We start from the raw sequence: 12406 nt of genomic DNA on the forward strand, positions 1-12406 counted from the left end.
GTTTCTCTTATGACGGATGCGAAATCCTAAATATGTTTCCGCAGGAAGAAAAGTGGTGATTAGAATATTTCATTTTTTCCGGTGAAATAGTGAGGTATTTCATTCCCCTTTATACCAATTACCTAGAACTAAAATTTCAGTGCTTTGCTTTCTCTAATATTAGAGATTTCTAAAATGATCGTAACACTTCAATTATTCTTCACCCCTTGGGCTATCTGACCTTTTTGTACTGCAGCGCAAAATGCGCACGGTGTTTTCAAGGGTTTTCCTCGGCTTTTCCTTTTGCTGCAACCGCGACGTGCGGCACGCCATGGCAAATGATCGGTTACGGACTTTGATGCAATTTTATTCAAAATCGAGGCGATTTTCTCGAATATTGCTGAGCAAAACTTTTTGTTGAGGGTTTGGCGCTATCTTTCGTCGCAGGCATGAAAGGAGCGTCGGACAGGACGATGGTATCAGCGCAAAGGCTCGCAATCCGGCACGTGGCTGCGATCGTTGTGACGGCCGTTCTGGCGGGGGCTTTCGTCTGCGGCACGGCACGCGCCGAGATGAAGCCCGTCAGCTACGCGGACAGTTCGGGCAGAACGGCGTTCAAGGCCGTGAAACCGGGATCCGAACGGCTTGTCAGCGTACGCGAGATCGAGGCCATCGGCCTCAAGGAGCTGGTAACGCGCTCGCCCTGGGAATCCGGCGACCATCGTTACGCCGGCGTGTTGCTGCGCGACGTTCTCACGTATCTGGAGATGGACGATGCGGTCCGTGTCGCCATTGTCGCGACCGACAACTACGTCCAGGTCATTCCGCGTGAGGACTGGACCAAGTGGCCGGTCCTTCTGGCGACACGCGAGAGCGACGCTCTTCTTGCCCGGCGCTCGAAGGGGCCGACCCGGGTGGTCTACCCGATTTCGTCGCATCCCGAGCTGGACAGCGCCGTCTATAAGGGACGCTGGATTTGGCTGATCGAGTCGATCAGCGCGGAATACAAATGAGGCGGGAACAACGCCACCGCGGCTCTTCCCGCGTCACAAGAAACGAGCCCACGCTGCGAACTGTTGACTCCTGACCGCTGCTGCCAGCGGGGCCTGGGGCGCACGAACAAACGAACGAGCGGCACACAGCGCGCGAAAAACGGGATTTGGGGCATGAAGTGGGCGTTGCCGAAATCAGGCGGCATGGCGAGGGAAAGCCACCCGTATCGGTCGTATTTCGGCTCGATGCTGTTCATTGGCGCAAGCCTGATCCTCACCGCGATCCTGATCGTGCTGATCTGGGGTACGCTGAACTCGGTCCAGGTTTTCCTGCCGCGCGCCGACTTTGTCGTCACCCGCGACCTGCAGCTGATGATCCGCGACGTCGAGCGCGCCAAGGATGCGGCACAATCGCTCGCAATCGCGCCCGACAATCGCGAGATGCTGGCCCGCCTCGAGGAAGCCAACGACCTTCTCTATATCCGCTTCATTCGCGGCGACCATCGTGAGGTCTACGAGCAGAGCCGCACCATCAGCAAGATGGCCGACAAGCTGCGCGCCGCCATTCCCGTCATCGACGACATGGTCGGCAAGGGCGTTCCTGTCGACGAGCTGGCGATCGGCAATCTGAGCAAGACCTTTGCCGACGCGGCCGTGGTGTTCAATCGCGACTATTACCTGTTCGGCCAGTCGACCAGCGCATTCCTCGAAAAACAGAACGCCAAGATCCGCGAACTGGCGGGATACATTCCGTTTGCGCTGGCCTTTCTGTTCGTGTTTTCGGTCGCCTCGGCTTTCCTGTTCCATCTCCGCCGCAAGGCACTCGGCCGCCTCAGCCATATCGCCTGGCACGACAGCCTGACCGAGATCACCAACCGGGCAGGGTTCGTCGAACATTGCCAGTCGCTGGTCCGCGGCGCGACGGGCACCTCGAAAACATTCGCCCTCATCCTGATCGACCTTGACCGGTTCAAGGACGTCAACGACGCCTATGGTCACCAGATCGGCGACCGGCTGCTGCAGGAAATCGCGCGCTACTTCGAGCGCAATACGCGTGCATCGGACTTCGTCGCCCGGCTCGGCGGCGACGAGTTCGTCATGATCATCGAGGACGCGGCGAGCATCGATGACATCGCCAACCACATCAACCGCCTGTCGCGGACCCTGCAGGGCTACATCAAGATCGAGCGCTTCAACGTGCCGACGAGCTGTTCCATGGGGATCTCCTTCTTTCCCAAGGATGCGAACAATTTCAATGGGCTGATGCGCAATGCCGACCTCGCTCTCTACGAGGCCAAGGAACGGGGCGGCGACAGCGTCGCGGTCTATGCGCCGGAACTCCTCGACCGGCATTCGAGCCGCATCGACCTGCAGCAACGGCTGCGCGAGGCGCTTGCCAGGGACGAGTTCCTGATTGCCTGGCAGCCGCAATTCGACCTGCGCACCGGCCGGATCGAAAGCGCCGAAGCCTTGCTGCGCTGGCGCTGTCCGCGCGAGCACCGCCTGATTTCGCCCGGCGAGTTCATTCCCACAGCCGAGCAGAGCGGCCTGATCAAGAAGATCGACATGACGATCCTCGAGAAGGCCTGCTGGCAGGGCAAGGCATGGGAAGACGGGCCGCTCGGGCCGATCCGCGTAGCGGTCAACCTGTCAGGCCATCACTTCAAGTCGACCTCGGTGGTGCCGCGCATCCTGCGCATCCTGGCGCGCACCGGCCTGTCGCCACATCTGCTCGAGATCGAGCTGACGGAAAACGTCTTCATCGAGAACCACGAGGTGGCGACGGAAATCATCAAGGCGCTGCGCGCCAAGGGGATCCACGTCGCGCTCGACGATTTCGGCACCGGCTATTCGAACCTGACGATTCTCGACGATCTGCCGCTGACCAGCCTGAAGATCGACCGTTCGTTCGTGTCGGAGCTGGAAGACAACCCGCGCAAGCAGACCTTCATCAACATGATCATCGGGCTTGGGCGGGCGCTCGGCCTCAGCGTGATCGCCGAGGGGATCGAAACCTGGAAACAGTTCGAATTCTTCGTCGGTTCGGATTGCGACCAGATTCAGGGCTATCTGGTCTCGAAGCCGATCGAGACCGAGGACTTCGAGGCCTGGATGACGGCGAGCGACAATCTGTTCACCGACTTCAAGGTGGCGGCCCTCGACGCGATCCTCAAGGAGGCGGAACACTACCGCGTTGCCAGCGAGCAAAAGAAGGCCGGTCGCCTGTTTGGCTGATCTATTTTGCTGACAACCGGCTGCCGCGCGGGGGCCGAAACGGGCCCTACTCCGCGACCAGTTTCGCGATTGCCGCGCGCAGGTGATCGATACCGGTGCCCTTTTCCGACGAAGTAGACAGGATCGTCGGGTAGGCCGCCGGGCGCTTTCTCAACGCATCGCTGACATCGGCCATGACGCGGGCGACCGCGGGCGTCTTCAGCTTGTCGATCTTGGTCAGCACGACCTGATAGGAGACGGCCGACTTGTCGAGCAGGTCGAGAACGGCGAGATCGTTGTCCTTCAGACCGTGGCGGGAATCGATCAGCACGTAGACGCGGCGCAGATTCTGGCGTCCGCGCAGATAATTGAAGACCAGCCGCGTCCACTCTTCGACCGTCTTCTTCGGCGCCTTGGCGTAGCCGTAACCCGGCATGTCGACGATCGACAGCGGGCCGTCGATGACGAAGAAGTTGAGCTGCTGGGTGCGGCCCGGCGTGTTGGACGTGCGGGCGAGGCCCTTCTGGCCGGTCAGCGCGTTGATCAGGCTCGACTTGCCGACATTCGAGCGACCGGCGAAGGCGATCTCGACGCCCTGCATGTCCGGCAGCTGCGCCATCGTGGTTACGCTGAGCAGGAACTGCCAGGGCCGACAGAACAGCAGCCGCCCCTCTTCCAGCAATGCCGGCGAAAACTCGTCGTCGGGTCCACCGTTGCCGGGGGTTTCGGCGTCAGTCACCGGATCGCTCCCGTCAACTGCCCGCCTTGGGCTTTTTCCGGAACGTGTCGCGGATATTGCCGAGGATATCCACCTCGACGCCCTGGCGGCGCATGATCACCCACTGCTGGACGATCGACAGGAAGTTGTTCCACGCCCAGTAGATCACCAGACCGGCCGGGAACGAGGCCAGCATGAAGGTGAACAGCACCGGCATCCAGTTGAAGATCATCTGCTGGGTCGGGTCCGGCGGCGTCGGGTTCAGCTTCATCTGCACGAACATCGTGATGCCCATGATCAGCGGCCAGATGCCGAGCATCAGGAATTGCGGCGGATCGTAGGGGATCAGACCGAACAGATTGAAGAGCGTCGTCGGATCGGGAGCCGACAGGTCCTGGATCCAGCCGAAGAACGGCGCGTGGCGCATTTCGATGGTGACGAACAGCACCTTGTAGAGCGAAAAGAAGACCGGGATCTGGACGAAGATCGGCAAGCAACCGGCCAGCGGATTGATCTTCTCTTTCTTGTAGAGCTCCATCAATTCCTGCTGCTGCTTCATCTTGTCGTCGGGATGGCGTTCCTTGATCGCCTGCATCTCCGGCTGCACCTTCTTCATGCGGCTCATGGAGACGTAGGACTTGTTGGCCAGCGGGAAGAAGAACAGCTTGACGATGACGGTGACGGCGAGGATCGCGACGCCGAAATTGCCGAACAGCTTGAAGAACCAGTCGATGGCGAAAAACAGCGGCTTGGTGATGAAGTAGAACCAGCCCCAGTCGATCAGCAGCTCGAAGCGGTCGATCTTGGCCGATGCCTCATAGCCATCGATGACCGAAACTTCCTTGGCGCCGGCGAACAGCCGCGTCGTCGTCGAGGCGCTGGCGCCCGCGCCAACGGTGACGGCGTCGGAAAGGAAATCGGCCTGGTAGATATCCTGGGCGCCGCCGGCGTGGCTGTAGCGCGGCTGGAAGGTGCCCTCGCCGGGCACCATGGCTGCAGCCCAGTACTTGTCGGTGATACCGAGCCAGCCCGAATTCACCTTGGCCGGCTTGATCTCGCCTTCCTCGGTGACGTCCTTGTAGCTCTGCTCGGAAAGACCGTCCTCGCCGAACACGCCGACGAAGCCTTCATGCAGGATGTAGAATCCGCTCGTCTTCGGCGTGCCGATGCGCGAGATCAGGCCGTAGGGATAGATCGTTGCGGCGGCGCCCGTGCCGTTGTCGACCGAGTCGGTGACCGTGAACAGGTAGTTCTCGTCGATCTCGAAGCGGCGCTTGAAGACAAGCCCCGCGCCATTGTCCCAGTTCAACGCAACCGGCGAACCCGGCTTCAGCGTCGTATTGCCCTCGACGCTCCAGACCGTGTCGCGGCCCGGCAGGGCGAGGCCGGCGGCGGCATCGGCGGTCCAGCCGAAATCGGCGTAGTAGGGGTTCGGACCGCCATCGGGCGAGAACAGCGTGATGTTGGGGCTGTCGTCCTTTACGGTCTCGCGATAGTCCTTGAGCACCAGATCGTCGACGCGGCCGCCGGTCAGATTGATCGAGCCGGAAAGCCGCGGCGTATCAATGGCGATGCGCCGACTGGTGGCAAGCGCGGCCTCGCGGGTCATCGCGGTCGCGGCCGGCTGACCGGCGATCGGTGCAGCGGCGCCCGAAGCGCCCTGCGGGGCCGGTACCGATGTCGCCGCGCCCGGTGTGGCCGGGGCCGCCGGCGCGCCGGTACCGGCTGCGGTCTGTTCGGTCGTCTGCCCGGACTGGGTCTCGGCGAGCTTGCGCTCCGACTCCATCTTCGGCCCAAGCACGAAATACTGCCAGCCGATGAGGATGACCAGCGACAGCACGATTGCCAGGATGAAATTGCGGTTATCAGACATCGGAGGATCTCGCTGGGCTCGGCGCGGCTGCCGGGATGCGCTTGTCCCGCGCCGGTGCCTTGGAGCGTTTGTGTGTCTGGGAGCGATTGGGTGTTTGCGAGCGCGGATCGTGGACCTTGCGCAAGGCGGAGGCAAGGTCGCCGACAAGGGTCGGAAACGGCTGGGTCAGGGCATCGCGGCGACCGACCAGGACGTAATCGCAGCCGGTTCGCGCGGTGGCATGAACGACATCGACGGCGGCGCGCAAACGCCGCCGGATGCGGTTGCGTTCAACCGCATTGCCGATCCGTTTGGTGACCGTGAAGCCGAAGCGGGCGGGCGATTCCGCCGGCCGTTCGCACAGCGCCTGAAGGACAAAAGCACGCCGGGCCGTCCGCGCGCCTTGCGCGACAGCCAGGAATTGGGCTCGTTTCTTCAAACGGTCCATGAAATATACGGCTGCGTTGGGGGATGCTTCGGGCAACCGCCCCGCCGGCGCAATCACACCGTCAGGCCGACAACCGCTTGCGTCCGCGTGCGCGACGAGCCGCGATCACCTTGCGGCCACCTTTGGTCGCCATGCGCGCCCGGAAACCATGGCGGCGCTTGCGAACGAGCTTGCTCGGTTGATAAGTCCGTTTCATTATCTCTTCACCGCCGGAGCGGCCTCTAAACAACGCGTTTGTCAGGATGAGGAGGCGCGACCAGACGGCGCGACGGACCGTCGCATTTCCTTCGGCCTGTCGCCTGCGCTGTGGGGCTTATACGGGCGCGGCCCGTGCAAGTCAACGCACTGGCCCGGCGAAGCTTGCATCACGACGCTCAAACTTTCGCCGAAGCCGTGTTGACGCCCTCTTCACAACGCGGTGACACGCCGCCGCAGCGCCATCACTTCCCCGCGAGAGCCGGTACAAACACGTCAAAGACGCTTAAATAGGATCAACCGGAGCGCTCACCGCTCCATACCGGCATACATCTGGAATTCGGATCGTCGCAATGACTTCACCCACCGCGTCAGGTACCCGCGCCAGCCGGCTCAAACGCTGGGCACCGCTCGCGGCCATCGTGCTGATCACGGCGCTAGGCGTGCAGCAGGGCTGGCATGAGCAGCTTTCGCTGTCGGCGCTGATCCGGCATCAGGACGCGCTTGCCGCCTTCATCGCCGAGAACCGCGCCCTCTCGCTCCTCACCTATGGCGTCGTCTACGCGGTTGCCGTGGCCGTTTCCTTCCCCGGCGCCTCGTTCATGACGATCGCGGCCGGCTTCCTGTTCGGCTGGCTCGCCGGCGGGCTGGTGACGATCGTCGCGGCGACGCTCGGCGCCGTCGCGCTGTTCCTCGCGGTGCGCACGTCGCTCGGTGCCGCGCTTCGCGAACGGGCCGGGCCGTTCATGACGCAGCTTGCCGCAGGCTTTCGCGAGGACGCGGTGAGCTATCTGCTGTTCCTGCGGCTGACGCCGGTCTTCCCGTTCTGGCTGGTCAATATTGCCCCGGCGCTGTTTCACGTCCCGCTGCGCGTCTACGCGATCACGACGCTCGTCGGCATCATCCCCGGCACCTTCGCCTATTCGGTGTTCGGCTCCGGCCTCGGCTCCGTGATCGAGGCGCAGAAGGCGGCCAATCCGGGCTGCGCGGAGGCCGGCACCTGCTCGGTCGACCTGTCGGCCATCGTGACGACGGAGATGGTGGTGGCGCTGGTCGCGCTCGGTCTTGTCGCGCTCATCCCGGTGGCGTTGAAGGCCTGGCGCCGGCGCGGTGCGCCGTCCAGCGCGTCGAACGGAAGCTAGGCCCATGACCGAAACGCTCACTCCCGACATCTGCGTCATCGGCGCCGGTTCCGGCGGTTTGACGGTCGCGGCAGCCACCGCCGGCTTCGGTGTGCCCGTGGTGCTGATCGAAAAGGACCGCATGGGAGGCGACTGCCTCAATACCGGCTGCGTGCCGTCGAAGGCGCTGATCGCGGCTGCAGGCCATGCGCAAGCCGCCCGCGCGGCCTCCGCCTTCGGCATCGGCTGCGGCGATCTCGATGTCGATTTTTCCGCCGTCCACGCCCATGTGCACGACGTCATTGCCGGCATCGCCCCGCATGACTCGGTGGAGCGCTTCACCGGGCTCGGCGTTCACGTCATCAAGGGCGCCGGCCGGTTCGTCGACAAGAACACCGTCGCGGTCGGCGACACACTGATCAAGGCGCGGCGCTTCGTCGTCGCGACCGGTTCCTCGGCGCTGATCCCGCCGATCCCCGGCATCGACACGGTGCCGGTGCTGACCAACGAAACGATCTTCGAACTCACGACCCTGCCGGAGCATCTCGTCATCCTCGGCGGCGGTCCGATCGGAATGGAACTGGCACAGGCCTTCCGCCGGCTTGGCTCCGCCGTCACAGTGGTCGAAATGGCGAAGCCGCTCGCCAAGGACGATCCCGACATGGCCTCGGTCGTCGTCGACGCGCTGACCCGTGAAGGCGTGATGATCCTCGCCGAGACACGTGCGACCGCCGTTGCCCGAGATGGCGAAGGCATTGCAGTGACCGTCGAGGGGCCGGAGGGACCGCGCACCATCACCGGCAGTCACTTGCTGGTCGCAGCCGGGCGAAAGCCGAATCTCGACGGCCTCGGGCTCGCCGAGGCCGGCATCGCCTCCGAGCGCAGCGGGATTGTCGTCGACAAGGGCCTGCGTACCACCAACCGGCGGGTCTATGCCATCGGCGACGTCGCCGGCGGGCTACAATTCACCCATGTTGCCGGCTATCACGCCGGGCTTGTCATCCGCTCCGCGCTGTTCCGCTTGCCGGTGAAGGAGAACCGCGCCATCATCCCCTGGGTGACCTATACCGATCCCGAACTCGCCCATGTCGGCCTCACGGAAGCCGACGCCCGCACCCGCCATGGCGATGCGGTTCGGGTGCTGACATGGTCGTTCGCCGACAACGATCGGGCACGTGCCGAGCGGCGCACCGAGGGCAAGGTCAAGGTGATCGCCACCAAACGCGGCCGCATTCTCGGCGCCGACATCGTCGGGGTGAATGCGGGCGAGTTGATCGCGCCATGGGCGCTGGCGATTTCGGCCGGGCTCGGTCTGAAGGCCATGACCGGCTTCATTCCCGCCTATCCGACCCTTTCCGAAGTCAGCCGGCGGGTGGCGCTGACCCATTACATTCCCGGTTTGACCAACCCCTTCGTCCGCCGCATCATCGCCGCCCTCAGACTGTTCGGCTGAGTCCGGGTCGGCGCCGTTTACGACGCGGATGAGGATATTTTGCCCAAATCGAAATATCGGGATAGTTTCGCCGACGGGGAACGGCGACGCCAATGGCGCGACGAGAGGATCGGATGGCGACGGATATCGAGCCGACATCGGGCGACGACCTGCGCGGGCGGCCCCGGCGACGGCGTTTTGGCCTGTCCTCGAAACTGCTGGTTCTCACCATCCTCTTCGTGATGCTCAGCGAAGTGCTGATCTACCTGCCCTCGATCGCCAATTTCCGTGAAACGTGGCTGCGCGACCAGGTGCACATCGCCTCGGTGGCCGCAGCCGTTCATCCCGGCACGACACCGATCGATCCGATGAGCCAGAAGCATCTGATGGAGATTTCGGACGCCCTGGCCATCGCTGCGAGTGACGGCGAACGCCGCCGGCTGATCGCATTGTCATCGATGCCGGTGGCTGTCGACCGGGTCATCGATATCCGGGAACAGAGCATCGTCGGGGCGTTGCTCGCGACCTTCGACACCCTGCTGAATGGCGGCGACCGCATCATCCGTGTCATCGGCCCGCCGGCGATGGGCGACGGCTTCGTCGAAATCCTTTTGCCGGATGCACGGCTTCGCGCGGCGATGCTGGAATTTTCGCAGAACATCATGGCGCTGTCGCTGATCATCTCGATCATCACCGCCACGCTGGTCTATTTCAGCCTGCGCTGGCTGTTCGTGCGCCCGCTACAACGGCTGACAACGGCGATGGAGGGCTTCGCCGAGGACCCGGAAGACCCCGAGCGCAAGATTGCCCCGTCCGGGCGCAGCGACGAGATCGGCGACACCGAACGCGGGCTGGCGGCGATGCAGGACGAGCTTGCGCGCACGCTACAGCAACAGCGCCATCTCGCCGACCTCGGCCTCGCCGTTTCCAAGATCAATCACGACCTTCGCAACATCCTCGCCTCGGCGCAGCTGTTTTCCGACCATCTGGAAAGCGTGCCGGACCCGGTGGTGCAAAAGGTCACGCCGAAGCTCGTCGCCTCGCTCGACCGGGCGCTGGTCTATACCCGCTCGGTGCTCGCGTATGGCCGCGCCGAGGAAGCCGCGCCGCAGCGCCGCGTCGTGGTGCTGAAACATCTGGTCGACGATGTCGGCGAGTTGCTCGGCATCGGCACCTACCGGTCGATCGAATGGGTTAACCAGGTCTCCTCCGACCTTGAGGTCAATGCCGACCCGGATCAGCTCATCCGCGTGTTGATGAATCTGTGCCGCAACTCGGTTCAGGCGCTTGAGGCGAGCGATGATCCGGCTCTCGTCCGCCGGATCGAGGTGAGCGCGTCGCGACCAGACGGCAAGACCGTGATCCGCGTGCGCGATACCGGACCGGGCGTGCCGGCGCGGGCGCGAGAAAAACTGTTCCAGGCGTTCCGCGGTTCGGCGCGGGCGGGCGGCACCGGCCTCGGGCTCGCCATCGCCGCGGAACTGACGCGGGCTCATGGTGGTACCATCGCACTGATCGACAACGGGCCCGGCGCACTGTTCGAGATCACCTTGCCCGACCGGGCGGAAAACGGTCCGGCCGCCAACGGCAACGGCAAACGGAACGGCCTACGCAAAGACGGGCGCCCCGACACCTTGCCGTCGCGCCCGCCCGTTATCGACTGATCGCCAGCGCGATCATTTTCCCGACGAAACCAGGAAGACGATATCGCGGCCCGACCGGCCGGAATTGCCGGCAATGGTCTTGAGCGTCTCGTCGCCGCCGGCAACCTTGAAGCCGGCATCGGTCAGCTTCGCCGTCAGTTCGTCGGCGGTTGCGTCGAACAACGGCGCGACTTCGGCCACTGTCGCGTTTTCCATGGCGTGAAAGACGCGGACCATCGGGTTACCGCCACCGCCGCCCATGGTCGCGGCACCGAAGGCAATGGCTGCGACCAGCGAAATCGCGGTCGGGATGTAGATCGTCTTGCGCTTGAAATAGGTCAGGAACGAGTTCCAGTTCTTGTAGAGATGGAACACGACCGGCACGAGCAGCACCATGCTGAGCCATTCATGCATGGCCTTGAAGATGTCCTGAGCCGTATGGAAGAAGATGAACACGCCGGACACGGCCGAGATGATGAACAGGGTCGTGGTGAAAGTGGTGGCGTATTTGTTGACGATATTCTGGAACATTGGATCACCCGCTTGACTTGGGCCGGTCTCCGTCTGTCTTGGGGCGAGCGGAGCGCCGGCCGTTTTCGACACGCAAATTCCCGCTCCCGGACGCCATCGGGGCAACGGGGTTATTGCGCGGTTTTTCTTGTTTTATGCGCCGACACTGAACCCGGGCGCGGCCGAATCCAAGTTAAATTCCTGTAAGATAGCGGGCGCCGAATGTTTACCTTGCGAGTGCCGGCAAATTGGTCAGATCGCCGCGTCGAGCGCGTGGAACGCCTTGATCGCGGCCCAGCCTTCCTCCGCCGTGTCGACGAAGCAGAACAGGTCGAGATCCTGCGGTGAAACCGTCCCTTCCTCGACCAGCGCGTCGAAATTGATGACGCGGTCCCAGAACGACTTGCCGAACAGGATGACCGGCAACCGCTCGATCTTGCGGGTCTGGATCAGGCAGAGCGCCTCAAACAGTTCATCGAGCGTGCCGAAACCGCCGGGGAAGCAGGCAAGCGCCTTGGCGCGCAGCAGGAAGTGCATCTTGCGGATGGCGAAGTAGTGGAACTGGAAACACAGCTCCGGGGTGATATGCGGGTTCGGTGCCTGTTCGTGCGGCAGCACGATGTTGAGGCCGATCGAGGGCGCCTCGACATCGGCGGCGCCGCGGTTGGCCGCTTCCATGATGCCCGGGCCGCCGCCGGACACGACGACGAACTCGCGGCCATAGTGCTTCATCGCCTCTTGCGAGGCATAGCGGGCGAGCTTGCGCGCCTCTTCATAGTAGCTCGACTTGGTTTCAAGGCTTGCCGCGGCCGGATTGTCGCCGGAGACCGTAGCGCCCGGTTCCGGGATCCGTGCCGAACCGAAGATGACGACGGTGGAGTTGATGCCGCGCTCGCTCAGAATCAGTTCCGGCTTCATGAGTTCGAGCTGCAGGCGTACGGCACGCATCTCGTCGCGCAGCAGGAAATCGGGATCGTCGAAGGCAAGCCTGTAGGCCGGCTAGCGGGTCTGCGGCGAGCTCGGCGCACGTTCCCACGCGGCCCGATCTTCCTCGGCCGTCGGAAATGCCTGGCCCGACCGCCCGTCCTTGTTCCTGCGCATGTGGCCTCCTCCTCGTCGGATGGCGCGAAGCAACGCCCCTCGGTAGGGGATGGCGGATATCGAGGCAAGGGGGAAACCCGCCGCATTGCACATTGTCGCCGCGGCGGCTATTTTCGCGCGCCATTCGATGGAGCATAATCCGGGCAAATCGGCCCGATTTGACCGCACGGACCGTGCTTCACACCGTGAATCCACGAGCGC

General features: G+C 63.3%; 10 protein-coding genes and 1 pseudogene. 5 read left to right on the top strand and 6 right to left on the bottom strand.

Translation table 11 applies throughout. The features are described 5' to 3' along the window. Positions 1 to 485 precede the first annotated feature (485 nt). The gene (locus C0606_06705) at positions 486 to 992 is read left to right on the top strand and encodes a hypothetical protein (protein PLX37936.1); all 507 of its coding nucleotides are present in this window, start codon (positions 486 to 488) and stop codon (positions 990 to 992) included. 153 nt (positions 993 to 1145) lie between these two features. After that, positions 1146 to 3206 (top strand): hypothetical protein, encoded by a 2061-nt coding sequence (locus C0606_06710; GenBank protein PLX37937.1) that lies wholly within the window; start codon positions 1146 to 1148, stop codon positions 3204 to 3206. Between the two features lie 46 nt (positions 3207 to 3252). On the opposite strand, the gene C0606_06715 is transcribed toward C0606_06710, so the two are convergent. The 4 genes from C0606_06715 to C0606_06730 all read right to left on the bottom strand — a co-directional run bounded on the left by C0606_06715 (position 3253) and on the right by C0606_06730 (position 6399). Then, complete coding sequence (locus tag C0606_06715; protein PLX38721.1) at positions 3253 to 3867, bottom strand: YihA family ribosome biogenesis GTP-binding protein; 615 nt, start codon at positions 3865 to 3867, stop codon at positions 3253 to 3255. 70 nt (positions 3868 to 3937) lie between these two features. Continuing rightward, entirely contained in the window at positions 3938 to 5776 is a 1839-nt protein-coding gene (locus tag C0606_06720) for a membrane protein insertase YidC (GenBank protein ID PLX37938.1), read from the bottom strand. After that, positions 5769 to 6203, bottom strand: coding sequence for a ribonuclease P protein component (gene rnpA / locus C0606_06725; GenBank protein ID PLX37939.1), 435 nt, complete (start codon positions 6201 to 6203; stop codon positions 5769 to 5771). Before rnpA ends, C0606_06720 begins: the two co-directional genes overlap by 8 nt. A gap of 61 nt (positions 6204 to 6264) precedes the next feature. Further along, positions 6265 to 6399: a 50S ribosomal protein L34 gene (locus C0606_06730; GenBank protein PLX37940.1), complete on the bottom strand. Its 135-nt coding sequence runs from the start codon at positions 6397 to 6399 to the stop codon at positions 6265 to 6267. A gap of 352 nt (positions 6400 to 6751) precedes the next feature. Here C0606_06730 and C0606_06735 point away from each other — a divergent pair, with 352 nt between their 5' ends. From C0606_06735 to C0606_06745, 3 genes are all read left to right on the top strand, one after another. Beyond that, positions 6752 to 7540, top strand: coding sequence for a TVP38/TMEM64 family protein (locus C0606_06735; protein PLX37941.1), 789 nt, complete (start codon positions 6752 to 6754; stop codon positions 7538 to 7540). Positions 7541 to 7544: 4 nt separating this feature from the next. Then, positions 7545 to 8972: a dihydrolipoamide dehydrogenase gene (locus C0606_06740; GenBank protein PLX37942.1), complete on the top strand. Its 1428-nt coding sequence runs from the start codon at positions 7545 to 7547 to the stop codon at positions 8970 to 8972. A gap of 113 nt (positions 8973 to 9085) precedes the next feature. Further along, complete coding sequence (locus C0606_06745; protein ID PLX37943.1) at positions 9086 to 10615, top strand: histidine kinase; 1530 nt, start codon at positions 9086 to 9088, stop codon at positions 10613 to 10615. Positions 10616 to 10627: 12 nt separating this feature from the next. On the opposite strand, the gene C0606_06750 is transcribed toward C0606_06745, so the two are convergent. Both C0606_06750 and C0606_06755 read right to left on the bottom strand, forming a co-directional pair. Continuing rightward, positions 10628 to 11125, bottom strand: a complete 498-nt coding sequence (locus C0606_06750) for a DUF4405 domain-containing protein (protein ID PLX37944.1) — start codon at positions 11123 to 11125, stop codon at positions 10628 to 10630. Positions 11126 to 11356: 231 nt separating this feature from the next. Beyond that, positions 11357 to 12205: pseudogene (locus tag C0606_06755) on the bottom strand (TIGR00730 family Rossman fold protein). Between the last annotated feature and the right edge of the window lie 201 nt (positions 12206 to 12406).

Source organism: Hyphomicrobiales bacterium (assembly GCA_002869065.1).
In the GTDB taxonomy this organism is placed as follows: Bacteria; Pseudomonadota; Alphaproteobacteria; order Rhizobiales; family Rhodobiaceae; genus Rhodobium.